The organism is Ornithinimicrobium cavernae (genome assembly GCF_003121625.1).
GTDB classification, from domain to species: domain Bacteria; phylum Actinomycetota; class Actinomycetes; order Actinomycetales; family Dermatophilaceae; genus Ornithinicoccus; species Ornithinicoccus cavernae.
On sequence record NZ_QDDJ01000007.1, the window covers coordinates 1 to 25326 of the forward strand.

Annotated in this window: 27 protein-coding genes and 1 tRNA gene; 13 read left to right on the forward strand and 15 right to left on the reverse strand. The window is 71.1% G+C overall.

Annotated elements, in window-relative coordinates:
- Positions 1–538, reverse strand: a 538-nt coding sequence (locus DA085_RS09010) for a hypothetical protein (RefSeq protein ID WP_154402145.1), incomplete at its 3' end; no start/stop codon positions are given.
- A gap of 242 nt (positions 539–780) precedes the next feature.
- On the opposite strand from DA085_RS09010, the gene DA085_RS09015 reads away from it, so the two are divergent.
- Complete coding sequence (locus DA085_RS09015; RefSeq protein ID WP_109472860.1) at positions 781–1098, forward strand: GNAT family N-acetyltransferase; 318 nt, start codon at positions 781–783, stop codon at positions 1096–1098.
- A 74-nt stretch (positions 1099–1172) separates the two neighbouring features.
- Here the strand turns inward: DA085_RS09015 and DA085_RS09020 are convergent, their stop codons facing one another.
- A complete protein-coding gene (locus DA085_RS09020) occupies positions 1173–2588 on the reverse strand; it encodes a dihydrolipoyl dehydrogenase family protein (RefSeq protein WP_109472641.1) in 1416 nt (471 codons plus the stop codon).
- Between the two features lie 39 nt (positions 2589–2627).
- On the opposite strand from DA085_RS09020, the gene DA085_RS09025 reads away from it, so the two are divergent.
- Positions 2628–3554 (forward strand): alpha/beta hydrolase, encoded by a 927-nt coding sequence (locus DA085_RS09025; RefSeq protein ID WP_237565404.1) that lies wholly within the window; start codon positions 2628–2630, stop codon positions 3552–3554.
- A gap of 17 nt (positions 3555–3571) precedes the next feature.
- Here the strand turns inward: DA085_RS09025 and DA085_RS09030 are convergent, their stop codons facing one another.
- The gene (locus tag DA085_RS09030; RefSeq protein ID WP_161958462.1) at positions 3572–4468 is read right to left on the reverse strand and encodes an ion channel; all 897 of its coding nucleotides are present in this window, start codon (positions 4466–4468) and stop codon (positions 3572–3574) included.
- A gap of 107 nt (positions 4469–4575) precedes the next feature.
- Between DA085_RS09030 and DA085_RS09035 the strand changes: the two genes are divergently transcribed.
- Entirely contained in the window at positions 4576–5517 is a 942-nt protein-coding gene (locus tag DA085_RS09035) for an exodeoxyribonuclease III (protein WP_109472644.1), read from the forward strand.
- Here DA085_RS09035 and DA085_RS09040 read toward each other — a convergent pair.
- From DA085_RS09040 to DA085_RS09070, 7 genes are all read right to left on the reverse strand, one after another.
- Positions 5481–6140 carry a TRM11 family SAM-dependent methyltransferase gene (locus DA085_RS09040; protein ID WP_154402146.1) on the reverse strand — a complete coding sequence of 220 codons (660 nt, stop codon included), beginning with the start codon at positions 6138–6140 and terminating at the stop codon, positions 5481–5483. The genes DA085_RS09035 and DA085_RS09040 overlap by 37 nt on opposite strands.
- A gap of 66 nt (positions 6141–6206) precedes the next feature.
- Positions 6207–6881, reverse strand: coding sequence for a DUF3618 domain-containing protein (locus DA085_RS09045; protein WP_109472646.1), 675 nt, complete (start codon positions 6879–6881; stop codon positions 6207–6209).
- Positions 6878–7288, reverse strand: coding sequence for a phage holin family protein (locus DA085_RS09050; protein WP_109472647.1), 411 nt, complete (start codon positions 7286–7288; stop codon positions 6878–6880). Before DA085_RS09050 ends, DA085_RS09045 begins: the two co-directional genes overlap by 4 nt.
- Positions 7285–8061, reverse strand: coding sequence for a hypothetical protein (locus DA085_RS09055; protein ID WP_109472648.1), 777 nt, complete (start codon positions 8059–8061; stop codon positions 7285–7287). Before DA085_RS09055 ends, DA085_RS09050 begins: the two co-directional genes overlap by 4 nt.
- Before the next feature lie 245 nt (positions 8062–8306).
- Positions 8307–8813: a MaoC family dehydratase gene (locus DA085_RS09060; RefSeq protein WP_237565405.1), complete on the reverse strand. Its 507-nt coding sequence runs from the start codon at positions 8811–8813 to the stop codon at positions 8307–8309.
- A gap of 62 nt (positions 8814–8875) precedes the next feature.
- Positions 8876–9310 carry a hypothetical protein gene (locus tag DA085_RS09065; protein WP_154402147.1) on the reverse strand — a complete coding sequence of 145 codons (435 nt, stop codon included), beginning with the start codon at positions 9308–9310 and terminating at the stop codon, positions 8876–8878.
- Positions 9311–9468: 158 nt separating this feature from the next.
- A tRNA-Leu gene (locus DA085_RS09070) sits at positions 9469–9552 on the reverse strand.
- A gap of 215 nt (positions 9553–9767) precedes the next feature.
- Here DA085_RS09070 and DA085_RS09075 point away from each other — a divergent pair.
- Genes DA085_RS09075 through pknB form a run of 6 tightly spaced genes read left to right on the forward strand, consistent with a single transcriptional unit; the run spans position 9768 to position 17598 of the window.
- On the forward strand, positions 9768–10787 hold the full coding sequence (locus tag DA085_RS09075) for an FhaA domain-containing protein (RefSeq protein ID WP_109472651.1): 1020 nt from the start codon (positions 9768–9770) through the stop codon (positions 10785–10787).
- A complete protein-coding gene (locus tag DA085_RS09080; RefSeq protein ID WP_109472652.1) occupies positions 10784–11251 on the forward strand; it encodes an FHA domain-containing protein FhaB/FipA in 468 nt (155 codons plus the stop codon). Before DA085_RS09075 ends, DA085_RS09080 begins: the two co-directional genes overlap by 4 nt.
- 5 nt (positions 11252–11256) lie before the next feature.
- The gene (locus DA085_RS09085; protein ID WP_109472653.1) at positions 11257–12711 is read left to right on the forward strand and encodes a PP2C family protein-serine/threonine phosphatase; all 1455 of its coding nucleotides are present in this window, start codon (positions 11257–11259) and stop codon (positions 12709–12711) included.
- The gene (locus DA085_RS09090; protein WP_109472654.1) at positions 12708–14093 is read left to right on the forward strand and encodes an FtsW/RodA/SpoVE family cell cycle protein; all 1386 of its coding nucleotides are present in this window, start codon (positions 12708–12710) and stop codon (positions 14091–14093) included. The genes DA085_RS09085 and DA085_RS09090 overlap by 4 nt, the downstream gene beginning before the upstream one ends.
- Positions 14090–15547 (forward strand): peptidoglycan D,D-transpeptidase FtsI family protein, encoded by a 1458-nt coding sequence (locus DA085_RS09095; protein WP_109472655.1) that lies wholly within the window; start codon positions 14090–14092, stop codon positions 15545–15547. The genes DA085_RS09090 and DA085_RS09095 overlap by 4 nt, the downstream gene beginning before the upstream one ends.
- Positions 15544–17598, forward strand: a complete 2055-nt coding sequence (gene pknB, locus DA085_RS09100; protein ID WP_109472656.1) for a Stk1 family PASTA domain-containing Ser/Thr kinase — start codon at positions 15544–15546, stop codon at positions 17596–17598. The genes DA085_RS09095 and pknB overlap by 4 nt, the downstream gene beginning before the upstream one ends.
- Before the next feature lie 84 nt (positions 17599–17682).
- Here pknB and DA085_RS09105 read toward each other — a convergent pair whose 3' ends face one another.
- Positions 17683–18447, reverse strand: a complete 765-nt coding sequence (locus DA085_RS09105) for a DUF881 domain-containing protein (protein ID WP_237565406.1) — start codon at positions 18445–18447, stop codon at positions 17683–17685.
- Positions 18448–18692: 245 nt separating this feature from the next.
- On the opposite strand from DA085_RS09105, the gene DA085_RS09110 reads away from it, so the two are divergent.
- The 3 genes from DA085_RS09110 to DA085_RS09115 all read left to right on the forward strand — a co-directional run bounded on the left by DA085_RS09110 (position 18693) and on the right by DA085_RS09115 (position 20357).
- Positions 18693–19520: an IS110 family transposase gene (locus DA085_RS09110; protein WP_237565407.1), complete on the forward strand. Its 828-nt coding sequence runs from the start codon at positions 18693–18695 to the stop codon at positions 19518–19520.
- Positions 19521–19543: 23 nt separating this feature from the next.
- The gene (locus DA085_RS21585) at positions 19544–19933 is read left to right on the forward strand and encodes an IS110 family transposase (protein WP_237565408.1); all 390 of its coding nucleotides are present in this window, start codon (positions 19544–19546) and stop codon (positions 19931–19933) included.
- 172 nt (positions 19934–20105) lie between these two features.
- Positions 20106–20357: a cell division protein CrgA gene (locus tag DA085_RS09115; protein WP_109472657.1), complete on the forward strand. Its 252-nt coding sequence runs from the start codon at positions 20106–20108 to the stop codon at positions 20355–20357.
- A 113-nt stretch (positions 20358–20470) separates the two neighbouring features.
- On the opposite strand, the gene DA085_RS09120 is transcribed toward DA085_RS09115, so the two are convergent.
- The 4 genes from DA085_RS09120 to DA085_RS09135 are packed head-to-tail and all read right to left on the reverse strand — an operon-like array spanning position 20471 to position 24360.
- Complete coding sequence (locus DA085_RS09120; RefSeq protein WP_109472658.1) at positions 20471–21370, reverse strand: rhomboid family intramembrane serine protease; 900 nt, start codon at positions 21368–21370, stop codon at positions 20471–20473.
- A 10-nt stretch (positions 21371–21380) separates the two neighbouring features.
- A complete protein-coding gene (locus tag DA085_RS09125) occupies positions 21381–21899 on the reverse strand; it encodes a peptidylprolyl isomerase (protein WP_109472659.1) in 519 nt (172 codons plus the stop codon).
- Between the two features lie 41 nt (positions 21900–21940).
- Complete coding sequence (locus DA085_RS09130; protein WP_109472660.1) at positions 21941–23116, reverse strand: metal-dependent hydrolase family protein; 1176 nt, start codon at positions 23114–23116, stop codon at positions 21941–21943.
- Positions 23116–24360 carry a metal-dependent hydrolase family protein gene (locus tag DA085_RS09135; RefSeq protein ID WP_109472661.1) on the reverse strand — a complete coding sequence of 415 codons (1245 nt, stop codon included), beginning with the start codon at positions 24358–24360 and terminating at the stop codon, positions 23116–23118. The genes DA085_RS09130 and DA085_RS09135 overlap by 1 nt, the downstream gene beginning before the upstream one ends.
- A 78-nt stretch (positions 24361–24438) precedes the next feature.
- Between DA085_RS09135 and DA085_RS09140 the strand changes: the two genes are divergently transcribed.
- Complete coding sequence (locus DA085_RS09140) at positions 24439–25311, forward strand: MurR/RpiR family transcriptional regulator (RefSeq protein ID WP_202619167.1); 873 nt, start codon at positions 24439–24441, stop codon at positions 25309–25311.
- The last annotated feature ends 15 nt before the right edge of the window (positions 25312–25326 follow it).

Sequence of the window (25326 nt, forward strand, 5' to 3'; positions counted from 1 at the left end):
GCTCCTCTGGGGAGACTGCTTCCTTGTCCAGCAGCAACAACTGCCCATTCGTCGCGGTCAGTTGCGTGGTCGCCGACAGGAGCACCGCGTCGAGCCGACCCGCGGCCGTGGTCAGGGACTCGATCGACCCCAGCAGCGCCTGACCACGGGCCACGACCGAGGGCTGCTCATCGGTCGTCGCCACCGTCGCGCACGCCAGAGCGACATCAGTGAGCGACTCCACCGCCACCTCCTCCAGGCCCAGATCAGCCAGGGCGGCCCGCAGGCGCTCCTGCGGGTCAGTGACCGCTTCGCTTCCGCGGTCCGTGGCCGCGTCGGAGGGGTCGTCCACCGGCAACGCACCCCTGCTGTCAGGAGCCCCAGGGTCCTCCTCCACCGGGATCCTCAGGTCCTGCCAGGACGTGACCCACAACTGGTCGGAGAACCCCTCCGAGCAGGCCAGGCTACGGCCAGCGGCGGGCCGGGCCGAACGGGAGCGCACCACCGGGGGACGGCGCAGGCCTGCCCGCAGCCGCTGCTGCACGATCTTGGTGTCCATCACGTCCCCCTTCCCGCCCCATCGCGGCCCCTATGTCCAACACCCACAGATTAGCACAGGTGTGCGACGCTCGCTAGATGGACACTCCACACCCTGTGGACACCCGCGTGGTCCGAGAAGCCAGGAAGCGAGTGTCCAGGGCGCAGGTCATCAGTCGCACCGTCAGGCTCGCGTCGGGCCGGGCCGGCACGCACGCGTCGCTGCGGCGATCTCCCTCAGCCATGGCATGCCAGAGTGGGCTCATGGAACCCACTGTTCGCCGGCAGTCAGACCCCGAGCGCTTCGAGATCTCCGTCGACGGGACCGTCGCCGGGTTCACCGAGTTCGTCGACCATGACGGCAGCCGGATCTTCTTCCACACCGAGGTGTCCCCAGAGTTCGGCGGCCAGGGCCTCGCGGGGCAGGTGGTGCGGCAGGCTCTGGAGAGCACTCGGGACGAGGGTCTGCGGATCGTCGCGGTGTGCCCCTACGTGAAGAAGTATGTCGAGACGCACCAGGAGTGGGCCGAGCACGTGGACCGCGTCACCCGGGACATGCTCAGGGCGATCCCGCGCCGCTGATCGAGGCGATCCCGCATAGTTGATCCACCGGCTCCGGCGAGTGGCCGGCGCTCACCTGGCGGGTGCGGCACCCGTCAGGGCACCCGTAGCTCCCGCGGCAGCGCCTCGAGCAACCGCAGCCACAGCTCACTGGCTGCCGGAAAGCTCGGCACGGCGTGCCGCAGCACGTGGACGGGCACCCGGCCGACGATCGCGACAGTCCCTGCGTGCACCAGGTCGGCCACCCCGGGTCCGACGAAGGTTGCGCCCAGCAGCAGCCCGGTGGAACGGTCGACCACCAGCCGCGCCCCACCGGACACCTGCTCGCGGAGCAGTGCCGTGCCGGTGACGGCGTCGGCCCCCACATCAGCGACCACGACATCGTGCCCCGCCTCGCGCGCCTCCCGTTCGGTGCGGCCGACCATCGCGACCTGAGGGTCGGTGAAGATCACCTGCGGAACCGGGATGCCCTCGGGCTCGTTCGGCGGGGGCGTGCCCGTCACCGCGGCGGCGATCCGGGCACCGATGACGCGCGCGCGGTACTTGCCCCAGTGGGTCAGCGGAGCCTCTCCGCTGGCGTCGCCGACGACGTGCAGCCACGCAGGCAGCCCCGCACCGTCACCGACGTCCTCCGGCGTCAGGCCGATGGCATCGAGCCCGAGGTCGTCCAGCCGTGGGCGTCGACCCGTGGCCACCAGGACCTCGTCGGCAACGACCGGCCCCTCCGCGGTGGTGAGGGTCACCGGCCCACCGTGCACACGGCCCAGGCCCGTGTCGGCGGCACCGGGTCTCTCCACGGCCACGACCTCGGTGCCCAGCCGCACGTCACAACCCCTGTCGCGCAACGCCTGCAGCACCGTCGTCGAGGCGACCTCCTCCTGCCGGGACAGCAGACGGTCGTCGCGGACCAGGACGGTGACCGCTGAACCGAGCCCCACCATCCAGGTCGCTGCCTCGCACGCCACCACCCCGCCACCGATGACGGCCAGCCGTTCGGGGACCTCGACCACACCGGTCACGTCACGCGACCCCCACGGGCGAGCCTCGGCATACAGGTCGGGGACGGTGGGCGTGCTCCCGGTCGCGATCACGACGGCGTGCCGCGCCCGCAGCCGCTGCACGACCCCGTCGGCAGCGACCTCGACCGTCCGCTCGGCAACCAGCCGACCGTGGCCGCGGATCACGTCGATGCCCTCCGAGTGTGCCCAGTCGACCTGTCCCGCATCGTCATAGCCGGACACCCACTCGTCGCGCCGCTCCAGGGTCCGCGCGACATCGACCGCCGTGGGGGTGACGCCGACTCCCGAGGTGGTCGTGGCTGCGACCTCGACGGGGTGCAGCAGGACCTTGCTCGGGACGCAGGCGTAGTAGGAACACTCGCCGCCGACCAGCTCGGCCTCGACGATCGCGGCGGTGAGCTCGGTGCCCTCGATCGCGTACTGGGCCACGTTCTCCCCGACCGGCCCGCCACCGATGACCACCACGTCGTAGGTCTGCTCCTGGAGTGCCATCTGCCCAGTATGGGGAAGGGGCGCCGGTCATGCTGCTCGATGCCGGTATGCCGCGCGGCCGGCCGAGCGCTGCGGGCGGCGGTCCTCGACTGGCCGGTGAAACAATGCGGCATGGAGAGCCGGTCGGTGCCGCGCCCCGTCCTCCGGGGGCTGACCAGGGCTGCGCTCGTCGTCGGGTTGGTCCTCGTGGTGGTGGTCGCAGTGTTCTGGTCGTTCCAACGTTCCCTGATCTTCCTGCCGGACCGGGCCGCCCCGCCACCGGTTGCCGAGGTGCTGCCCGGGGCACGCGAGGTGACTCTGACGACGGAGGACGGCCTGGACCTGGCGTCCTGGTTCCTGCCTGCCGATCCCCTGGCCGACCGGGACCTGGCGGTCCTCTACGCACCGGGCAACGGCGGCAACCGAGCAGGCAGGGTCGGGATCGCCGAGGAGCTGGCAGCACGGGGGTTCGCGGTGCTGCTCCTGGACTACCGGGGCTACGGAGGGAACCCGGGCAGCCCCTCGGAGGAGGGTCTGGCGGCTGACGCGGAGGCGGCGGTCCAGACCCTGGCGGAGCAGGGTTTCCTCGCGGACCGGACGATCTACCTGGGCGAGTCCCTGGGCAGCGGAGTGGTGGCACGGCTCCAGGCGAGCCACCCACCGGCCGGGATCGTGCTGCGCTCCCCGTACCCCGAGCTGGCCGCCGTCGGGTCGCACCATTATCCGTTCCTACCGGTGCAGCTGTTGCTGCGCGACCGGTTCCCGGTCACGGAACACATGTCCGTGAGCCCCGTCCCGGTGACCGTGATCCGGGGCACGGCCGACTCTGTCGTGCCGACCGGGCTCAGCGCGGAGGTGGCGGACTCCGCGGGGAACCTGGTCGAGGAGGTGGTGCTGGAGGGCGTCGATCACAACGACCCTGAGATGTTCGGCCCGCTGGTCGCTGATGCCGTGGCCCGGCTTGCGGACTCTCTGGCTCCGAGGTAAGTGCGCTCTGCCAGCCGTCACGGGACCTTCCCGGACAGAGGCTGCTGGTGGTCCCGGGCGAAGGCCTCCAGAACCTCCTGCGTGCTCCCGTCGACGTGCAGGAAGTCACGGTCCACCGTCGCGGCGAGCTCGTCGATGGCGACGTGCAGGGTGCTGGCCGACCGCCGGACCTCGGGGGACGTCGAGCGGGCCGCCTCCTGCTCCAGCCGCACCGCCACAGCGATCTGCGCCGGCAGCGCCCGGCTCTGGTCCCGCTCGCGGAAGAAGTAGCTCTCGCCGTAGACCGACATGTCCGTCGCGCAGTCGGCGATGCCCTGGGCGACGGTGTCCAGGGTGCGCGAGGCGATCTCGGGGAGCCCGGTGCGCAGCATCTGGTAGGTCTCCGGGGTGTCGAGCAGGCTCAGCTGGAGCGCCAGACCCCGGCGCGTGCTCAGGGTGGGGTAGACCTGCAGCATCCACGAGATGGCTGAGGTCAGCAGGACGAACCCGGCCAGCGCCTGCAGCGGCACGATCAGCCGCAGGAGGTCGTAGGCCGGCGCGATGTCACCCAGGCCGAGCGTCGAGACATACATCAGCGACACATAGAGCGCGGCGTCGAACCCGGAGGACGCCTCGGCATCCAGGGGCGAGGAGGAGAAGAAGCCCTCGGGCAGGTGGGGCAGGTAGATCAGGGCGAAGCCGACCACGATGAGCAGCGTCCACGTCGAGACCGTGACGAGCAGACCCAGCGGCCCGCCGAGCTCCGTCGTCCGGTCCGGCCGGTGACGGTTCCACACCCGGGTCAGCCGCCACACCCACCGGCACAGGACGTGCGCCAGGAACCCGTACCCGCGGGGGTACCAGACCGTGTGGAAGATGTCACGCAACGCGACGATGGCGAGCACCGCACCGAGGACGTTCAGCAACCACGCCATCCTGACAGCGTGACGCCCGGACCACCTCGCTGCACGTCGAGCCGGGCGGGACCGGACGCGGACCGGGCGCGGTCCGGGCCGGCAACCGTGCGGCATACGCTCGCGGGGTGCTGCGCATCGCCACCGTCAACGTCAACGGCATCCGGGCCGCCCACCGTCGTGGTCTGGGCGACTGGCTGGCCACCCGCAACTGTGACGTCGTCGCCCTGCAGGAGGTCCGCGCGCCGCTCGCCAAGCTGCCGCTGGACGCGTTCGGCGACTACCACGTCGCCTATGAGCCCGGGCAGCTCGCCGGCCGCAACGGGGTGGCGGTCCTCACCCGGCAGCGGCCGCTCGCGGTGCGCACCTGGGACGCCGAGGTGCTGGTGCGCGCGCCCGGCGAGGAGCACCTGCACACGGAGCCCGCGCCGGACCGGGTGCCGCTCGCCCGCGGGCTCGGGCGGCACGCCCACGAGGGCCGGTATCTCGAGGTCGACCTGGCCGAGGCGCCCGTCACGGTCGCCAGCCTCTACCTGCCCAAGGGTGGCCTGCCCGCCCGGCTGCAGGTCCCGAACCGGATGCGGGAGGCGCCCGACGGCGGCGCGCGCTACGAGCGGAAGATGCGCTTCATGGCGGCGTTCGCGCGGCAGCTGTCGAGGACCCGCCGTGCCGCGCTGGCGAACGGTCGTGAGTTCCTGCTGATGGGCGACCTCAACGTGGCGCACACCAGGCTGGACGTGGCCGCCTGGCGGCGCAGCCAGACGTCGGAGGGCTTCCTGCCCGAGGAGCGCGAGTGGATCGACGCCCAGCTCTCACCGCGCACCCTCGTCGACGTGGTCCGCGCGGTGCACCCGGACGCAGAGGGTCCCTACTCCTGGTGGTCCTGGCTGGGACAGGCGTATGCACGTGACGCCGGCTGGCGCATCGACTATCACCTGGCCACCCCTCGGCTGGCACGCACCGTGGTGGCCGCGGAGGTCGACCGGGCGCACCACGGGGTGCGGCTCTCGGACCACGCCCCCGTGGTGGTCGACTATGCCTTCCCAGCCGGTCTGGCCACCAGCAGGTAGTCGCCGGCCAGGTCGTGCCAGGACCGGTCCCAGCAGACGAACACGTCCTGCGTCAGCCGCCCGACCTCGGCCAGGAGCCGCCCGACGTCCCACGCCAGGGGGGTGAAACGGGTGCCGGTGTCGATGTTGGCGACGTTGACGACGAGGTGGCCCTCCGGACCGAGCAGGCCGAGCGACTGCGCGAGGATGCCGCGCAGCTCCTCCAGGTAGCGCGGGTAGGAGGTCTCGGTGCCGGTGTAGCCGGCCAGCGGGTCCTCCGGGTGGTCGTCCGCGGCCATGTAGGGCGGCGAGGTGAGGACGAGGTCGAACGGACCCTCGACGAGAGCTCTGAGCCGCCGGGCATCGCCGCAGACCACCTGCGACCGTGGAGCGACCTCGCCACTCACCGCGCACCGTTCGGCCAGGAGCTCCACGCCGACAGCCGCCCGCCCCATCTCCTCCGCCACCCGCAGCGTCGTCCCGAAGCCGGCGAACGGGTCGAGCACCCGGTCTCCCGGTCGGGTCAGGTCCTCGAGCACGGCGCGCACGAGACCGCGCCCGAAATGCACGTCCTCATCCGCCCGGGGGTCGCGCTCAGCCACCACCTCGTCGTGGCTGACGAACACGTAGGGGCGCAACCGCATCCACGCAGCGTACGGGGCGGCGTCGGACACCGTCGACGCGCCGGAGACTCCTGGCCGGCAGCGGGATCAGCCCGGGCCAGGCTCTCGCTGCCCGGTCTCCCGCTGCCCGGTCTCCCGCTGCCCGGTCTCCCGCTGCCCGGTCTCCCGCTGCCCGGTCCTCACGTGGTCCACGCCCTCCTGGGTCGTCGAGCGGACCTCCTCGGCGGCCTGCCGCGCAGGCTCCCTGAGGTGCTCGCCCATCTCCTGGCCGACCTGCTTGACCTCCTCCTTGCCCTGCTCCATGAGGGGTTGCGCCTTCTCCTGGAGGGAGCGGGCCGCCTCACGCTCCTTCTCCGAGGCCGGCAGGAGCGAGCCGACGAGCCACCCGGCAGCCAGTGCGATCGCGCCGACCGCGAGGGGGTTGCCCCGGGTCTGGTCACGAGCCATCACGGGGATGTCCTGCACGGTCGTGGTCACGTGCCCCGCCTGGTCGGACATGGTGGTGCCGACGTCGTGGGCGGCCTCCTGCACCGTCGAGGCCAGGGCGTGCGCCCCGGTGCCCGCGGTCTGCTTCGTGTCCTCGGCGGCACCCATGAGGCGCTCCTTCCACCGGGACACCGTGCCCCGCACCCTGGCCTTCTGCCGGTCGGCCACGTTGCCCGGCGACACGGTCTCGCCCAGCTCGTTGACGTTGTGGGACAGCTCGCGACGTGTCGACTCGATCTGACGCCGCAGCTGGTCCGGGTCCTGGTGGGTGGTCATCGGGTCTCCTCTTTTCCTTTGAGTGCGTCGGGGATCCTCTTGGCGGTGCTCGTGGTCCGCGGCATCCCCCTGACTTCCTTGAGCCTGCTGCGGCCGAGTGCCGCCAGGACGGCGGCCGCCACGGCCCAGATCAGGGCGACGATCAGCGCCGACCAGCCGAGCCCGGTGCCGTCCCCGATCCACCACCAGAGGGCGAGGGAGAGGAACAACAGGACGAAGTGACCGGCGACGCCGGCACCGCCGAGCAGTCCAGCGCCCTTGCCGGCACGGGTCGTGGACTCACGCAGCTCCGCCTTGGCGAGCTCGGTCTCCTGGCGGATCAGCGTCGACAGGTTCTGCGAGATGTCGGAGACGATCTCCCCGACCGACGACAGGGGCCGGCCCTGGTCCGGGGTGCCCTGGGTCATCGCGGATCATCCCCGTAGACGGGGAACTCGTCGGGGTCGCGGTCGGGCGGTGCCGCCCGCCCGGAACCGGGAGCCGACGGGGCGATCCCACCCACCGGACCGGCTCCGATGCCGGACATCGGGCCCGGGTCGACCGGCCCGGCCCCGACCGGTGGCGCGGGGGTGGGTGACCCCACGCCAGCCGGACCGCCGACGGTCGCTGGCTGCGCGGCATACGGCCCGGGTGTCGGTTCGACGACCCCGGCGTAGCCGGACCGCTGGTCAGCCTCGTCGTCGGCCGTCAGCCCGCGGGTCAGTCGCCCGGCGAGCAGCCCGACGCCGGCGGCGACCGCGATGAACGTGCCGGGCCTGCGCCGGGCAAAACGCCTCACGTCGTCCAGGACGTCGCCCGGGCCGCGCTGCTCCAGCCAGTCGGCCAGACCCTGCGTGCGCTGGGACGCCTCCCGCACCAGACCACTCGCCTGGCTCGAGGAGTCCGTGCCGCCGTCGGCCATCGAGCTGAGCTCCTGGGAGAGCGAGCGCAGCCCCTCGGCGAGCCGCTGCTGCTGAGTGGCCGCCTGGCTGTTGATCTCGGAGGTGGTCTCGTGGAGCAGGTGCCGGGCCTGCTCGCTCACGGTCGAGGCGACGTTGCGCACCTCTTCCTGCGCGGTCTGGGCCACCTGCTCGCCGGACTCCTTGGCCTCGTGGGCGACCTGCTTGCCCTGGTCCGTGGCGCGGTCCGTCGTCTGCGGACCGACCGGTTGGTGGGGATGAGATGTGCCGGAGATTGTCATGGGTACTCCCTCGAGTAGTCCACGAGCACCGCTGACGCGGTCGTCCGAACTGCGTCGGGAGAGCCGAGCGCCGTCGTCGACCGGTGGTGCGGTGTCGTGCGCCGGAGGGTCCCCCGCTCAGCCGCGTGCGGGAGGAGTCGTCTCCGGTCCGTTCCGTGCCCGCTGGCTTGAGGCAGTTGCCAATTTGCCACCCGCTCCCGGCCGTGTCCTGCCGAATCGGTGGGTGCGTCGCCCCCGCGCCCTCACTACGCCGGGCGCACGGCCACCAGGTTCATCACCCGCTGCGAGAGCACCGTCTCGTCGTCCTGGTTGAGCAGCTCGCACCGGGTGACGAGCAGCCCGCGGTCCGGCTTGGACCGCGACAGCCTGGCCTCCAGCGTCTCGGTCCGCAGCCGGAGCGCGTCGCCGGGCCGCACCGGGCGCGGCCAGCGGACCTCATCGACCCCGGGAGACGCCAGCGACCCGCACCGCGTCACGTAGTGGTCGGCGTAGAGCCGCATGAACACGCCCATGGTCTGGATCCCGCTGGCGATGAGGCCGGTGAACGGGCCGGTCGCGGCCCACTGCGGGTCCGTGTGCATGAGCTGGGGGTCGTAGCGGACGGCGAACTCGACGATCTGGTCCTCGGAGAGCGTGATCGTGCCGTACTCGCGCACGTCGCCCACGGTGTAGTCCTCGAACCAGCGGTCGGTGGTCGGTGTCGGGAAGTCCTCCCGCAAGGGCTGGGTGCTGCTCCACGGATCTGTCGTCACCCAGGACATGGTGCCCGACCCGGGTGTCTTCCGCGCGCGCTCGGCCCCTGGGGGCAGGCTACTCAGCCGCGGCTGACGGTGACCGACGCCGGGCGGTCCCCGACGAAGGCCACGGTCACGCGGCCGCCGTCCACCGCATACGCGGCGTGGTCCGAGGACGCCTCAGCCGGCTCACCGAGCAGACCTGTCACGTCCTCGCGCGCCGCCGCAGCGATGTCCAGGCCTGTGATCAGCTCCGCCGGGCGGGGGTACGGGTAGTAGTCACCCTCCCGCTGCGCGAACACCGTGACGGTGTCGAGGGCCCCGTCCCGGAACCTCAGCAGGACCCCCTCCATGATGTTGGCGATGTCGATCCGGACCACACCGTCGTCCCCGGTGACGGGCGCGTCCTCGATGAAGTGCGGGTCCCTGGTCAGGATCGCGAACACCCTGCGGTCCCGGGTCCCGGCACCGAGCGCCGCCACGTGGCTGGTGATCTCACCGCTCAGCTCGACCATGCCGACCAACTCCTCCACTACCCGGTCTCCGGACGCCCATCCTGTCAGCCGTCCACGGGAGGTGAGTGACGGCATACCGGCCGGAGCCAGGGAGGGAGAGTTCCCTGTGGGAAACAAGAACTCCCGGCCAGATGCTCTGACCGGGAGTCTTCTCAATGTGCGCGAGGGGGGAGTTGAACCCCCACGCCCTTTCGGGCACACGGACCTGAACCGTGCGCGTCTGCCTATTCCGCCACTCGCGCGAGTGCCGAGCAAGATTAGCACGCGCTCACGGCAGATCCCGCATCGGTGCGGGCGTCACCAGACGGAACCTGCGCCGCCCCGCGCGCGTTGCCCCCAGCAACGTCCCGAGCAGCGCGCTTGCCGGGCGGAACGAGCTCACCCAAGTACGATCGAAGAGGCCACCGGCCCATCCGGCGCTGCGCGCTGGGCGGGCACCGACAGCGAAGGGAGTGTCATGGGAATCGTCGACCGCGTCGAGCGCGGGCTGGAGCGAGCGATCAAGGCGCCGTTCGCCAAGGTGTTCAAGGCAGAGGTCCAGCCCGTGGAGATCGCCGCGGCGATGCGGGGGGCGATGGACGAGCGGGCGGCCGTCCTCGGACCGGGCCGGACCATGGTGCCCAACGTGTTCACCGTCGAGCTGGCCACCACCGACTTCGAGCGCCTCTCCTCCTACGACACCGCGCTGACCGACGAGCTGGTGGCCGCCGCGGAGGACCACGCCGATGCGCAGCGCTACACCCCGGCGGGCACCGTCGAGGTGCGCCTCATCTCCGACGACGAGCTGGAGACCGGCATCTTCCGTGTCCGCCCGGCCAGCAAGAACTCCCGTCGACAGGGCCAGCGCCCACCGCAGCAGGCACCCCGCCAGCATGGTCGGGACAACCGCGGCGGTATGCCGCCCGGCCAGGTCCGCCCGCCGGCTCGGCAGGGCGGGGGTCCGGAGGACCGCGACGCGGCCTACCGGCCGCAGGGGCAGCCGTCTCAGCGCCCTCCGGCGGCTGCCGGCGGTCCCCGCCAGGCCCCTCCCGGTGTCGGTGCGGCCGCGGCCGTCGCCGCCCGGGCCGGTCAGCGCGACGCCAGCGGTCCGGCATACGCCCCTCCGGGGAGCCGGGGCCCCAGCACCCGGGAGTTCCCCGCCTCGCCCGGCCGGTCCCAGCGACCGGTGAGCGGCCGGGGCCCGCGACCCTGGCTCGACGTCAACGGCCGCGGGCACAGCCTGACCGCCGCCGTCACGGTCCTGGGGCGCGACGCCTCCGCCGACCTGGTGATCGACGACCCGGGCGTCTCCCGGCGCCACGCCGAGATCCGGATCACCCACGACGGGCCGCACCAGCAGGTCATCGTCCGCGACCTCGGCTCGACCAACGGCTCCTATCTCAACGGCGACCAGGTCGGCACCGAGCAGCTCAGTGAGGGCGACCGGCTGACGGTCGGGTCCACCACGCTCATCTTCCACGCGGAAGGCGGGCGATGAGCGAGCTGACCCTCAACATCATCCGGCTGGGGATCCTGGCGCTGCTGTGGGCCTTCGTGTTCAGCGTCGTGGGGGCGTTGCGTGGTGACCTCTACGGCACCCGGGTGCTGACCCGCAGCGGAGGACGCCCCGAGCGCGGGGCGGGCCGGGCACCGAGGGCCGCCCGTCGCGGTCCGCAGACGCTGGCCGTGGTCGCGGGGAGCCTCCGTGGCACGACCGTCCCCCTCAACGAGGCCGGCCTGCTCATCGGGCGCAACCCCGAGTGCTCCCTGGTGCTGACCGACGACTACGCCTCGGGACGCCACCTGCGCCTCTACCTCGGGCCCGACGGCGTCTGGTACGCCGACGACCTGGACTCCACCAACGGCACCTTCATCAACAACCAGCGCATCGGGACCGGCCACCGGCTCGAGGTCGGCACCCAGATCCGGATCGGCCAGACCGTCCTCGAGCTGCAGCGGTAGTCGTCATGTCGGTCGCGCTGCGCTATGCCGCCCGCTCCCACCTGGGCCTGGGCACCAAGAGCCGGAACGAGGACTCGGCGTATGCCGGGCCCGAGCTGCTCGTGCTCTGCGACGGCATGGGCGGTCACGCGGCCGGCGACGTCGCCAGCTCCCTGGTGGTCGGCGAGCTCGTCCACCTGGACGGTGAGAGCCACGGCGCGGACGACATGACCAGCGTCCTCGAGCGGGAGATGATCGGCGCCAACGACCGGCTGGCCGAGGTCGCCGAGGAGTCGCAGGCCACCGAGGGCATGGGCACCACCTGCATCGCGATGATGCGGTCCGGGTCCAAGCTGGCCGTCGCCAACATCGGCGACTCCCGCGCCTACCTGCGCCGCGGCACCCGCATCACCCAGATCACCAAGGACCACTCCTTCGTGCAGCAGCTGCTCGACGAGGGACGGATCTCCGAGGAGGAGGCGCTGCACCACCCGCAGCGCTCCCTGGTGACCCGGGTCTTCACCGGCCGGCCCGACGACCGGCCCGACCTGTCCATGCGTGAGCTGCGCGTGGGGGACCGGCTCCTGCTGACCTCCGACGGCCTCACCGACTATGTCGCCGAGTCCACGGTCGCGGACCTGCTGCGCAGCGACGAGCCCGCGGGCAAGGTCGCTGACCAGCTGATCGCGATCTCCCTGCGCGCCTCGGCCCGTGACAACGTCACGGTCATCGTCGCCGACGTCGTCGAGCCCGGCGAGGGCACCACCGAGCCGCAGGTCGTCGGCGCCGCCAGCGAGCGCCGCGGCACCCAGCTGCTCGCGCCACAGACTCCCGCCGAGAAGGCCGCGGCCCTGTCGCGGACCGTCCACGGCACCGACCCCGGCCCGGAGCTGGCCGAGGAGACCGGCCACGGAGGGCTGGCGACCTGGCTGCGGCGCGGCCTGGTCCGCCTGGCGATCCTGGCGGTGGTCGCGGTCGGCGCGTGGGCGACCTACGACTGGTCCCAGCGCCAGTACTACGTCGGCGAGGCCAACGGCCACGTCACGATCTTCCGCGGTGTCAGCCAGGACCTCGGCCCGCTCGTCCTCTCCGAGCCGGAGGAGGAGACCGACATCGACCTGGAGACCCTGCCCAGCCACTACCGCAACCGGGTGATCAACACCCTCACCGCCGACGACCGCGAGGACGCCGAGTCCATCGTCGCCGAGCTGCGCGGGCTGGCCCTGCCGCGGTGCGAGGACGTGCTGGAGGTCCCTGCCCTGCCGCTGCCCGGGGACGGGTCCCGCACCACCGGCCCGGACGACGCCGGGGCGACGGCCGGCCCCGACGACGCGCAGGCCACCACGGCAGGGCCGGACCGCGCGGGCGCCACCGCGGGTCCCGATGACGCGGCGGTCACCTCCGGCGAACCCGACGACGCTGCCACTACCACCGCCCCGGGCGGGCAGCGGCTCCCGGCCCCCGTGGACTGTGTGCCGTGACCACGATCACCACCTTCCGGCCGCGCACGGGGCGGACGACCGAGCTGATCCTGCTCGTGTTCGCCATCGGCATCGTCATGCTGGCCTACGTCAACGTGGGGCTGGCCGTGCGCGGGGAGGTCCCCGCCAACCTGCTGACGACCGGCGGCATCTTCCTGGCCGTCACGGTCGGGTTCCACCTGGTGCTGCGCTGGCGGGCCAGGTATGCCGACCCGCTCCTTCTGCCCATCGCCACCCTGCTCAACGGGCTGGGTCTGGTGATGATCCTGCGTCTGGACTACGCCGCCGGGCGGGAGATGGGCAGCCTCGTGGCCGGGCGGCAGGTCATGTGGAGCGCGCTGGGCATCATCCTGGCCGCCGTCGTGCTCTTCGTCATCCGCGACCACCGGGTGCTGCGGCGCTACACCTACATCGCGATGGTCGCCGGCTTCGTCCTGCTGCTGATGCCGATGCTGCCGCTGATCGGCCACGAGGAGAACGGCTCGCGGCTGTGGATCCGGATCGCCGGGTTCAGTTTCCAGCCAGGTGAGGTTGCCAAGATCGCGCTCACTGTGTTCTTTGCCGGCTACCTGGTCGCCACGCGCGACGCGCTCTCCCTCGTCGGGCGCCGCTTCCTGGGGCTGCAGCTGCCCCGCGGCCGTGACCTCGGCCCGATCCTGGCCGCCTGGGGACTGTCCATCATGATCCTGGTCGCGCAGCGCGACCTGGGCTCCTCGCTGCTCTTCTTCGGCCTGTTCGTCGCGATGCTCTACGTCGCGACCGAGCGGGTGAGCTGGATCATCATCGGCCTCTCGCTCTTCTGCGCCGGTGCCTACGTGGCCTTCCGGCTGTTCGCCCACGTGCAGACCCGCGTCAACCTCTGGCTCGACCCGTTCGACCCGACGGCCTCCTCCGACCAGGTCGCCAAGGGCCTGATGGGGATGGGTCACGGCGGGCTCTTCGGCACGGGGCTCGGCGAGGGCTTCCCGCACCTGACCTACTTCGCCAACAGCGACTACATCTTCGCCAGCTTCGCCGAGGAGCTCGGGCTGATCGGTGTCTTCGCGATGCTCATGCTCTACGCGCTGCTCGTCGAGCGCGGTCTGCGCACCGCCATCGGCGCCCGCGAGGGCTTCGGCAAGCTCCTCGCGGCGGGCCTGGCGTTCTCGATCGGGCTGCAGATCTTCGTGGTCGTCGGCGGCCTGACCCGGGTGATCCCGTTGACCGGCCTGACCACCCCGTTCCTGTCGGCCGGCGGCTCGTCCCTCATCGCCAACTGGATCATCGTCGCCCTGCTGCTGCGGATCAGCGACCACGCGCGCCGGCCCGTCGCCGAGCGGGTCACCGACGAGGTGCAGCCCGCGGTGGGCGCGACGGCACCGCAACCGGGAGGTGGCCGGTGAACTCCCCCATCCGCAAGCTGGCCGTGGTCGTCTCCCTGATGTTCGCCGCGCTGCTGGTCGCCACGACCTGGATCCAGTTCTTCCAGGCCGAGACCCTGCGCGAGACCGCCGGCAACCGGAGGACCCTGCTGCAGGAGTACGGTCGCGACCGCGGCGCCATCCTGGTCCAGGGCACCCCGATCGCGGAGTCGGAGCCGACAGACAACGACCTGCGGTGGATCCGCACCTACAGCCAGGGTCGGCGCTACGCGCACGTCTCGGGCTACTACTCCTTCACCTACGGCGCCGGGCTCGGGCTGGAGCGCTCCGCCAACGCCCTGCTCGCCGGGTCGGACAGCTCCCTGTTCTACCGCCGCCTGCCCGACCTGCTGACCGGTCGGGAGCCCACCGGCGCCACCCTCGAGCTGACCATCGACCCCACCATCCAGCAGGCCGCGGACGAGGCGCTCGGTGACCGGCGCGGCGCGGTCGTGGCCCTCGACCCCTCCACCGGCGCCATCCTGGCCATGGTCAGCCACCCGACCTACGACCCGAACCGTCTGGCCTCGCACAACCTGAGCGCCGTCCAGGAGTCCTACGAGGAGCTCGCTGCGGACGACTCCCGGCCGATGACCAACCGAGCGATCGCCGGCGACCTCTACCCTCCCGGCTCGGTGTTCAAGCTGGTCGTTGCCGCCACCGCTCTCGAGTCCAACCAGTTCGACCCGGACTCCGAGCTGCCGTCCCCGCTGCGCTACACCCTGCCGGGCACGGAGACGTCCATCCCCAACTTCGGCGGCTCCTCGTGCAGCGGTGGTGACACCACGACGCTGTTCGACTCCGTGCGGGTGTCCTGCAACACCTCGTTCGCGTGGCTCGCCGGTGAGCTCGGCGCCGAGGCCCTCAACGCGCAGGCCGAGGAGTTCGGCTTCGGACAGTCCCTGCAGGTGCCCCTGCCGGTGACCCCGAGCAGCTACCCGGTCGGTGCCGACGACGCCCAGGTCGGCCTCACCGGCATCGGGCAGTATGACGTGCGCGTCACCCCCCTGCAGGTCGCCATGGTGTCCGCGGGCATCGCCAACAACGGACAGGTGATGACCCCCTACCTCATCGAGACCGTGCGCGACAAGGACCTCTCCGAGATCGACACCACCACGGCGCAGGAGTTCAACGACGCGATCAGCGAGTCCACGGCCGAGGAGCTGACCGAGATGATGGTCGCGGTCGTCGAGGACGGGTCGGGCTACCGCGCAGCGGTTCCCGGTGTGCAGGTCGCCGGCAAGACCGGGACCGCGGAGTACGGCTCCAGCGGCGCCGCGCACGCATGGTTCACTGGATTCGCGCCCGCGGACGACCCGCAGATCGCGGTGGCCGTGGTCGTGGAGAGCGCGACCGATGACTGGACCGGTGAGACCGGCGGCGTCGTCGCGGCACCGATCGCCCGGGCCGTCCTGGAGTCAGGAGTGAACCGATGAGCGAGGAGCAGCTGGTCCTCGGAGGACGCTACGAGGTCGGTGAGCTGATCGGCCGCGGCGGGATGGCCGAGGTGCACAAGGGCCACGACCTGCGGCTCGGGCGCACGGTCGCCATCAAGATCCTGCGGACCGACCTGGCGCGCGACACCTCCTTCCTGGCACGGTTCCGCCGGGAGGCGCAGTCGGCGGCCGGGTTGAACCACCCCTCCATCGTCGCCGTCTACGACTCGGGCGAGCAGGAGATGCGCGAGAGCGGCGGCGCCCCGGTGTCAGTGCCCTACATCGTGATGGAGCTGGTCGAGGGCCACACCCTGCGCGAGATCCTCAACACCGAGAAGGTGCTGGACCCAGACGAGGCGGCCCGGGTGACCGCCGCCGTGCTGTCGGCGCTGGCCTACTCGCACGAGCGGGGTCTGGTGCACCGCGACATCAAACCGGCGAACGTCATGGTGACCCGGGGCGGTGCCATCAAGGTGATGGACTTCGGCATCGCCCGCGCGCTGGCGGACACCGCCGCCACGATGACCCAGACCCAGTCGGTGCTGGGCACCGCCCGCTACCTGTCGCCGGAGCAGGCCCAGGGCGAGGACGTCGACGCCCGCTCCGACCTCTACTCCACCGGGTGCCTGCTCTATGAGCTGCTGACCGGCCGCACCCCGTTCATCGGCGACCCGGTGTCGCTGGTCTACCAGCACCTGGGTGAGCAGGCCAAGGCACCGTCCGACTACCAGCACGACCTGTCCGAGGCGCTCGACGCCATCACGCTGCACGCCCTGCGCAAGGGACCCCACGAGCGCTACCAGGACGCCGCGGAGTTCCGCCACGATCTGCTCGCGGCCCGCGCCGGCGACCCGATCAGCCCCGCGGCCCTCGCGTCCCTGGTCGCCGTGTCGGGGTCCGCCGCCGCTCTCGGCGGTGGAGTCGCCTCGAGCGCCGGCTTCGAGACCGAGCCGCACCCGGCACCGGGGATGGTCACCTCCCAGGGCCGGCCAGGGGGGCAACCACCTCCCCGACCGGCACCGATCCTGCCGCTGGACGACCCGGCATACGACGACGGCTATGAGCGCACCGACGAGATCCCGGTGCGCGAGCAACGGCACGCCGGCGGCTGGCTGGTGCTGACCGTGCTCGCGCTCCTGGCCCTGGCCGGCATCGGCTGGGTGGTCTACCAGACCCTGGGCCCCGGTGAGCAGGAGCAGACCGTGATGGTGTCGGTGCCGCACGTCATCGGGCAGACCGAGGCGGACGCCGAGCGCATCATCGAGGACGCCAACCTGCGGCTGGCCGAGCCCCAGCTCGTCTCCGACGCGCAGGCCGCGGGCACGGTCATCGACCAGGACCCGGTCGCGAACCGGCAGGTCGAGGAGTTCAGCGAGGTGACGCTGACCATCTCCAGCGGGCCGGACTCGATCACCGTCCCCAACGTGTCCGGTGCCGACGAGAGCTCGGCGCGCGCGCAGATCGAGGGCGTCGGACTGACCGTCGCGGACGAGGTCGAGGAGGAGGACAACCCGGCCTTCGACAAGGGGATCGTCATCAGCACCGACCCCGAGGCGGGGAACGACCAACCGCGGGATGACCCCGTGACGCTCATCGTGGCCAGCGGCATGACCGAGATGCCCGACGTGGAGGGCAAGGACCAGTTCGACGCGATGGTCGACCTGCAGAAGGCCCGGCTCAACACCAACGTCACCCGGGAGACCGAGGAGCGCAGTGACGTCGAGGAGGGCACCGTCCTGAGCCAGTCCATCGAGGCCGGAACCATCGTCGACTACGACGAGGAGATCACGCTCGTCATCGCGACCGCACCGCCGGAGATCATCACGCAGACCGAGACGGTCACGGCCACGACCACGCCGACGGACGACCCCACCGAGACGGACGACCCGACGGAGACGGACGACCCCACGGAGACCGACGACCCCACGGAGACCGACGACCCGAGCCTGCCCCCCGGCGGGGTCCCCGGGCCGCCGAAGCCCACGGGACCGCCCACGGACAACCCGCCCGACCCACCAGACGAGGGCGCGGCGCCCACGACGCGCCCCTGACCGACCACCCCACCCCCATCCCGACCGGGCGCACCGTGACCCGAGATCCGGGCCCACCGAGCGCACGGCGGACCGCAGACCCGCTCACCGTCGCTCGAGCGGGCCCTCCTCGGTCGGCTCCGGGCGGGGGGTCACCAGCTGGGCGTGCTGGGGGCGGACACCACCGGTGAACGCCGGCAGCTCGAACGTGTCGGCGCCGCTGACCTGGTAGCCGAGGCCGAGGATGTCCGCCCACGCGCGGTAGTTGCTCACGGTGGGGTCATCCTCCAGGGCCTGCAGCAGCGCGTCGCGGTCACCGACCGCGGTGATCGTGTAGGGCGGGGAGTAGACACGGCCCTGGAGGTAGAGCGTGTTGCCGACGCACCGCACGGCGCTGGTGGAGATGATCCGCTGGTCCTGCACCATCATCGCCTCGGCGCCACCAGCCCAGAGGGCGTTGATGACGGCCTGGACGTCCTGCTGGTGGACCACGACGTCGTCGACCGTGTAGCCCTCGGGCAGCGTCTCCAGGGTGTAGCCCGCGTCATCGAGCGCCACCTGGACGCCCGGCCCTTCCACCGCGACGGTCCCCACCGCGGCGGCCAGCTCGTCGGCGGCGGCGTTGGCGGGCAGGCGACCGGTGGCACTCAGCTCGTCGACCTGGGTCTGCAGCTCAGTAGCCTGCTGGGCGAGCTCGGCGACCTGCTCGTTGCGCTCGGTGATCAGCGCCGGGAGGCTCTCCGGCTGCGACTCGGCCGGGTGGTCCTCCGCCAGGGCGGCGGACGTGCCGAACAGCAGCCCCGCCCCCAGAGCCATCACCGGGACGAGGGCACGCCAGGGGCTACGGCCCGTGGTCTCCTGCTCGCTCACTGGTCTACCTTCCTTCTGTCGGTGGGTTCGGATCTCCTGCTGATGCACCCCTGGTCCCCACCGGGCCACCGCCAAGTTCGCTCGACCTTTGAGGTCCACCATGAGTTCTGCGGGGTCCGGTGGCCCAGGACGCCCAGACCGGCTACAGGGCTGTGCGCCGGAGAGCGCCGATCAGTGAGCGACCGGCTGCGGGGTCCCGGGACCACCGGGTGGCTTCCCACTGCTCCAACAGTTAGGAAACCAAGATGAGTGTCACCCCGATCGATGGATCCGCGCGAATCTGCGCAGGCCTGGACTGGGCCAAGGACGACCACGCCGTCTGCATCATCGACGCCGATGGGCAGGTGCTGGACCGGTTCATGGTCACCCACACCGCCGCCGGCCTCAAACACCTGATCGCCCGCCTGCTGAAGGCCGGTGTGCTCGAGATCGGTATCGAACGCGGCGACGGGCCGGTCGTCGAGGCACTGCTCGCCGCAGACCTGGTCGTGCTGGTGATCGCCCCGAACCAGGTCAAGAACCTGCGCTCCCGGTATGGGTCGGCCGGCAACAAGGACGACCGGTTCGACGCCTACGTCCTGGCCGACGTGGTCCGCACCGACCGGCGCCGCCTCACACCGCTGACCCGCTCCACCCCCGGAACCATCGCCATGCGCTCCACCGTGCGCGCGCGTCGGGACCTGGTCGAGCACCGGGTCGCTGCCGCCAACCAGCTGCGGGCGCACCTGCAGATCGTGTTCCCCGGCATCGTGGGCCTGTTCGCCGCGCTGGACTCGGCGATCAGCCTGACCTTCCTGGAACGGTTCACCACCCAAGCAAGAGCCGACTGGCTCACCCCTGCCCGGCTTGGTACCTGGCTGGGCAAGCAGGGCTACCCCGGCAGGGTTGCCCCCGAGGTGCTGCACACCCGGCTGCTGGCCGCGCCGCGTGGCACCACCAGCACCGACGCTCAAGCACACGCCGCGGTCACCCTGGCGTTCGTGGCCACGCTGCGAAGCCTCAACGTCAGATCGAGGTCCTGGCCGACTCGATCGCCGACCAGCTCGAGGTCCACCCCGACGCGCACATCCTGACGTCGCTGCCCCGTGCCGGCACCGTGCGCGCCGCCCGCCTGCTCGCCGAGATCGGCGACGCACGCGGCAGGTTCCCCACCGCCGACTCCCTTGCCTGCTTGGCCGGTGTCGCTCCCTCGACCCGCCAATCCGGCAAGGTCAAGGCCGTCACCTTCCGATGGTCCGCAGACAAGGAACTGCGTGACGCACTGTGTGACTTCGCCGGAGACTCCCGCCACGCCAACCCCTGGGCCGCCGACCTCTATGCCCAGGCCATAGCCCGCGGCCACGACCACCCCCACGCCGTGCGCATCCTCGGACGAGCCTGGGCCAACATCATCTGGCGCTGCTGGCAAGACGGCGTCGCCTACGACCCCAACCGCCACAACGCCCTCCAACGCATCCTCAACAAAACCACCGCCATGGCCTCCTAGAACCCGGAGGGTTGACACAGGGCAACTCATGGCTGCCCCTCGTCGACGTGTTGCCGTTCCAGCCTAACTGCGTGCCCACGTATCCTGTGGGCACAGCGACCGGCTCAACCTCCGGTCGCGGAACCGGGCGGCGGCGAAGTCGCCCTGTCCACCCAGCGAAGGAGTAGTCGCCGTGCCGAAGTCCAAGGGCCGCGCCAACAAGAAGCCCCGTCAGGAGCGACCCGTCGACGTCGCCGCTCCGCCGCAGGTCAACCCGCCGTGGTTCGTGCCGGTGATGTGCGGGCTGATGATCTTCGGTGTGCTGTGGGTGACCACCTTCTACGTCACCAGTGGTGACTGGCCGCTGAAGATCGGCTACTGGAACCTGGTCATCGGCCTCGGCTCGATCATGGCCGGGTTCTTCATGGCCACGAAGTGGCGCTGACGGACAGTTATCCACCAGTTATCCACAGGATGGGGATAACTACACCCGTGTGATTCTCTCCTGTGTGGAGGGAACGGAGCCGGTATGCCGCGGGGCCGGCTGGGTCCGGCCCCTCACCAGTAGTACTGCAGCAGGAGCGCGTTCTCGACGCTCTGGATCCGCCAGAGCGATGCCGCAGCGAGGAGCAGGAGCACTCCGAGGGCTGCCGGCCAGAACCACCGCCGCCGCGCGGCGTTCTCGACAGCGGTCCTGCCCCCGGGGGCGGTCAGGGCCAGGATGAGGGCGAGGACACCACCGGTGACTGCACCCCCGAGGTGGGCCTGCCAGGCGATGTTGGGGAGCACGAAACCGAGCACGGTGTTGATCGCGAGCACCACGACGATGCCGCCGGTCTCCCGGCCGAGGTGCCGGTTGAGCACGAGGGTCGCGGCGAACAGGCCGAACACCGCACCCGAGGCGCCCACCGTGGGCGTGGTCCACCCGGAGGCCTCACCCAACCGCTGGGGCAGCTGCGCCAGCAGCAGGAACCCGACGGACCCGCCGATCGCGCTGATCACGAAGAGCACGAGGAACTTGAGCCGCCCCAGGAGCGGCTCGAGGTACTGCCCGGTGATCCAGAGCGCGAACATGTTGAACAGGATGTGCATGAACCCGCTGGGAGAGTGGGCGAACGCGGCCGTCAGGAAGCGCCACGGCTCGGTCTCGGCCAACAGGGGCACGAACATCAGCTCGAGGGTGACGCGGTCGTCCACCAGCTGGCCGACGTAGACGAGCGCGCAGACCGCGATCAGCGTCATCGTGACGAGCGGCCTCCCGCCCCGCGTCGGCGCACCGAACCGTGAGGTCGGCTGCCGGACCGTCCGGGCCTGGTCCCGCACGCAGTCGACGCACTGGATGCCGACGGCCGCCGGCCGCTGGCACTCCGGGCAGACCGGCCGGCCACAGCGCTGACAGCTGACGTAGGACGTGCGGTCCGGATGGCGGGGACAGACCGGCGGGGCGGGGGCCGTCATCGGAGGGGCCTCACTGGGAGACGGTGACCTTCTCGATCACGACGGGCTCGACGGGCTTGTCGCTGCGGCCGGTCTGGACCGTGGCGATCGCGTCCACCACGGCCTTGCTCTCCGCGTCAGCGACCTCGCCGAAGATGGTGTGCTTGCCCATCAGGTGCGGGGTCGGGCCGACGGTGATGAAGAACTGGGAGCCGTTGGTGCCCTTGCCCATCCGCTTGCCCGCGTTGGCCATCGCCAGGACGTAGGGCTCGTTGAAGTTCTTGTCGGGGTGGATCTCGTCGTCGAAGGTGTAGCCCGGGCCACCGAAACCCTCGCCCAGCGGGCACCCGCCCTGGATCATGAAGCCGGGGATGACCCGGTGGAAGGTCAGGCCGTCGAAGAACGGCTGCGGGTTGGTGCGCCCGGCGTCGTCCTTGTAGTCCTGCTCGCCGGACGCCAGCCCGACGAAGTTCTGGACCGTCTTGGGGGCGTGGTCGGGGAAGAGGGTGATGTTGATGTCACCCTTGGAGGTCTGCAACGTCACGTTCATGTCCACATCCTCGCACGCGGGCGCGCGCAGAACTGCCGCCGTCAGCGTCGGTGCACCACCCGCTGTCCGCAGACGGCGACGGAGGGTTGGGTCGCAGCAACAGGGTCGGACAGCGGATCGCCGTCGACAAGGATGAGGTCGGCGGGCGCGCCAGGCGAGATCCGTCCACCGCTGATCCCGAAGGCGTCAGCGGCACGGGACGTTGCCGCCCTGAGCACCTCGACCGGCGACATTCCGCAGGCATGCAACGCAGCCAGCTCCGCACCCAGACTGGGGTGGGGCATGCCCGGGGAGCCCGCGTCCGTGCCGGCGATGACAGGGACGCCCGCCTCCAGGGCCATCCGGACCGCCTCACCGTGGGCCTGCACCACATCGGCGGCCTTGGCTGCAGCGTAGGCCGGACCGCCACCCTCGGCGAGAGAGCGATAGACCGCAAGGGTCGGGCACAGCACCGTGCCGTTGGCAGCCATCATGGCGGCGGTCTCCTCCGTCAGGTAGACGCCGTGCTCGATGATGTCGATCCCCGCCCCGACCGCGTTGCTGATGCCCTCGGCACCGAGCGCGTGGGCGGCCACCCTGACGCCCCGCCGGTGCGCCTCGCTGGCCATGGCCGTGAGCTCCTCCGGCGTGAGCTCGCTGGCACCGACAACCTCCCCCTCGGCGCGCCCGTAGACGCCACCTGTCGCCGCGGTCTTGACCAGCGCAGCCCCGAGGAAGACCTGCTCGCGCACCCCACGGATGACAGCGTCCACGCCGTCACAGGCATTCACCCAGAACGGGTCATGACCGCCTGTCATCGCAACAGTGCGCCCCGCGGCGAGGATCCGAGGTCCCTCGATGTGTCCCTGGGTCACCGCACGGGAGACGGCGATGGCGATGTCCCAGTTGCTGCCCAGGTCAGCCACCGTGGTGACCCCGCCCAACAGCTGCGCCCGGGCATTGGCGGCAGCGCGGATGGCAGTGACCTGCTCACCGTCCCGCTCCACGATGTCGGCCGGGTCGGAGCCACCGCTCCAGACGAGGTGCACATGACCGTCGATGAGGCCCGGTAGGAGCGTCGAGCCCTCGGCCTCGATCACCTGGTCGTCGGGCATCGGACGTACCGAGCCGGCCGGTTCTACGGAGCGCACCATGCCGTCCGCACACACCACATCGGCGGTGCGCAGGTCGGGGGACTCTCCGTCCCAGGTGCTGGCACGTCGGAGGATGAGAGCCATCACCCAGCGCCGTGTCCGCGATCCATCACGACACTGCCACCCTGCACCACCATCCGCAGGTGCCGCTCCGGCTCCGCGAGTACCGTGGCGTCCTGCAGTGGGTCGCCGTCCACCACCAGGATGTCGCCGATCGCCCCCTCCGCGATGACACCGAGTTCGCCCTCCCGGCCGAGCAGTTGGGCCCCGACAGTCGTCGCGGACCCCAGGATGTCGGCGGCGGGCTGCACCTGGGCACGGATGCGGAACTCCTCGCTCTGGTGCGGCTGCATGCTCCCGAGCAGGTCGGTGCCGAAGGCGATCCGGACGTTTCCCTTTGCTGCCCGGTCCAGGGCATGCAGGCCTGCCTCGAGGACGTCAGAGACCTTGGCCTGGCTGGCCGGGGGCAGTCCGGCAGCCGCCCCGTCGACGTGCAGGCGCTCGTAGGTCACCAGCGTCGGCACCAGGAAGGCCTCGTGCTCCACAAAGAGCCGGACGCTCTCGTCGTCAATCAGGTTGCCGTGCTCGATGCAGCGCACCCCGAGCTCCAGTCCGCGGTTGACCGCGCGAGCGGTGTACGCGTGCCCCGTCACATAGCGGTTGGCGTTGCTGGCCTCCTCGACCGCTGCCCGGACCTCATCCGCGGAGAACTGCAGGGAGTCGACCCGGTCGGTGGGGGAGGCCACGCCACCGGAGAGCATCAGCTTGATGTGGTGCGCCCCCGTGCGTAGCTGGTCGCGGCTGGCGCGACGTACATCGTCCACGCCGTCAACCACCGTGCCGATGTTCGGGCAGCACGTGTGATCACCTACGAGAGCCTGTCTGCCGGGACCTCGTAGGTCGGCGTGGCCTCCGGTCGGGGACAGGGCCTTGCCTCCGAAGTGGACCCTGGGCCCGGCCCACAGCCTCTCCTCGACGGCAGCGGCAATGCCGAAGTCCGCGCCCCCGACATCGCGCACACTCGTGAAGCCGCGGTGCAGCATGCCGCGCAGGATGTTGCTGGTCCTCGCCGCCACGTAGTAGGCGGAGTCCTCCGCCTGACTGCCGAGGTCGGCGCTTCCCGCGGTGACGTGCACATGGGCGTCGATGAGCCCGGGCACCAGGTGCAGTCCCGAGGCATCGAGCACGGTCGCGGATGCCGGGGCGGTCAGGCCGACCCCCACCTCGACGATCCGCCCGTCGACGATCAGGACATCGTTGGGGCGTGCTTCCTGGGCATCCACGTCACACACCGAGCCGTGGCGGAGGAGCAGGGACTGCTGGGTCATGGGCACCTTCCTCGAAGAGACTGACGACATCGTGACAGGACCACGCGCAATCAGCAACAACTGTTGCAGAATGGCGGAGTGAGCGCATCTGAGCAGCTGCCGGAGTGGGTCCGCACTCGACTGGAGGGCCGCACGGCGGGACGTGGGACCGCGAAGGTGCTGCGTGCCCTGGGGACACACCCGCGTCAGATGTCCTTCGCCAGCACGGCCGAGGCGGCAGCCCTCGCGGAGGTGAACGCCGCGACCGTGGTGCGGGCCGCCCAGCTCCTCGGTTACACCGGATGGCCCGCCCTGCGCTCGGAGATCCGTTCCCGCTACCTGTCGGGCCTGTCGGCCTCCGAGGTGCTCACCGAGCACACCTCGAGCAGCGACGGGCCGGCCTGGGCGACACTGCGTCGCGACCTGCACAACCTGCAGGACCTCTCCCTCACCCTCGACGAGAACCAGATCGCGCGCGTGGCGCGAACGATCTTCGATGCCCGCGTCACACTCGTCCTCGGCTCCGGCAGCTTTGCTGCGCCTGGTCTGCAGCTCTCCCACCTGGCACAGACCATCGGCCACGACGTCCGCCTCCATCGGGCGGGAGGCACCACCTTGTTCAACGCCGTGTCCCTGCTCCGCGAGGGTGACTGCCTCGTGGTCTTCCACCTGTGGCGGAGCCCGTGGCAGATCATCAACGCGATGCAGGCCGCAGCTCCGGGCGTGCGGATCGTGCTGGTGAGTGACCAGGCGCGGGAGGATCTCGTGGCACTTGCCGACGAGCTGGTGCCGGTGCCGAGCGAGGGAGCCAGCATGTTCCCGTCTCTGGTGGCATCCACCACCATCGTTCAGGCGACCATCGCCGCCCTGGTGGCCATCGACCGCTCTGCAGCCATGGCTGCGAGCGATCGCGCGGAGCGCCTCTGGACCCGGTATGGGGTGTTTCCCGAACAGGATGCAGGTTTGCAATGACTATTGCACTTATGT

Excerpts from the sequence above, each read along its gene's own strand:
- DA085_RS09015 (WP_109472860.1), top strand. The coding sequence starts at position 781 with ATGGAACCCACTGTTCGCCGGCAGTCAGACCCCGAGCGCTTCGAGATC.
- DA085_RS09020 (WP_109472641.1), bottom strand. The coding sequence starts at position 2,588 with ATGGCACTCCAGGAGCAGACCTACGACGTGGTGGTCATCGGTGGCGGG.
- DA085_RS09025 (WP_237565404.1), top strand. The coding sequence starts at position 2,628 with ATGCCGGTATGCCGCGCGGCCGGCCGAGCGCTGCGGGCGGCGGTCCTC.
- DA085_RS09030 (WP_161958462.1), bottom strand. The coding sequence starts at position 4,468 with ATGGCGTGGTTGCTGAACGTCCTCGGTGCGGTGCTCGCCATCGTCGCG.
- DA085_RS09040 (WP_154402146.1), bottom strand. The coding sequence starts at position 6,140 with ATGCGGTTGCGCCCCTACGTGTTCGTCAGCCACGACGAGGTGGTGGCT.
- DA085_RS09045 (WP_109472646.1), bottom strand. The coding sequence starts at position 6,881 with ATGACCACCCACCAGGACCCGGACCAGCTGCGGCGTCAGATCGAGTCG.
- DA085_RS09050 (WP_109472647.1), bottom strand. The coding sequence starts at position 7,288 with ATGACCCAGGGCACCCCGGACCAGGGCCGGCCCCTGTCGTCGGTCGGG.
- DA085_RS09055 (WP_109472648.1), bottom strand. The coding sequence starts at position 8,061 with ATGACAATCTCCGGCACATCTCATCCCCACCAACCGGTCGGTCCGCAG.
- DA085_RS09065 (WP_154402147.1), bottom strand. The coding sequence starts at position 9,310 with ATGGTCGAGCTGAGCGGTGAGATCACCAGCCACGTGGCGGCGCTCGGT.
- DA085_RS09075 (WP_109472651.1), top strand. The coding sequence starts at position 9,768 with ATGGGAATCGTCGACCGCGTCGAGCGCGGGCTGGAGCGAGCGATCAAG.
- DA085_RS09080 (WP_109472652.1), top strand. The coding sequence starts at position 10,784 with ATGAGCGAGCTGACCCTCAACATCATCCGGCTGGGGATCCTGGCGCTG.
- DA085_RS09085 (WP_109472653.1), top strand. The coding sequence starts at position 11,257 with ATGTCGGTCGCGCTGCGCTATGCCGCCCGCTCCCACCTGGGCCTGGGC.
- pknB (WP_109472656.1), top strand. The coding sequence starts at position 15,544 with ATGAGCGAGGAGCAGCTGGTCCTCGGAGGACGCTACGAGGTCGGTGAG.
- DA085_RS09110 (WP_237565407.1), top strand. The coding sequence starts at position 18,693 with ATGAGTGTCACCCCGATCGATGGATCCGCGCGAATCTGCGCAGGCCTG.
- DA085_RS09120 (WP_109472658.1), bottom strand. The coding sequence starts at position 21,370 with ATGACGGCCCCCGCCCCGCCGGTCTGTCCCCGCCATCCGGACCGCACG.
- DA085_RS09125 (WP_109472659.1), bottom strand. The coding sequence starts at position 21,899 with ATGAACGTGACGTTGCAGACCTCCAAGGGTGACATCAACATCACCCTC.
- DA085_RS09130 (WP_109472660.1), bottom strand. The coding sequence starts at position 23,116 with ATGGCTCTCATCCTCCGACGTGCCAGCACCTGGGACGGAGAGTCCCCC.
- DA085_RS09135 (WP_109472661.1), bottom strand. The coding sequence starts at position 24,360 with ATGACCCAGCAGTCCCTGCTCCTCCGCCACGGCTCGGTGTGTGACGTG.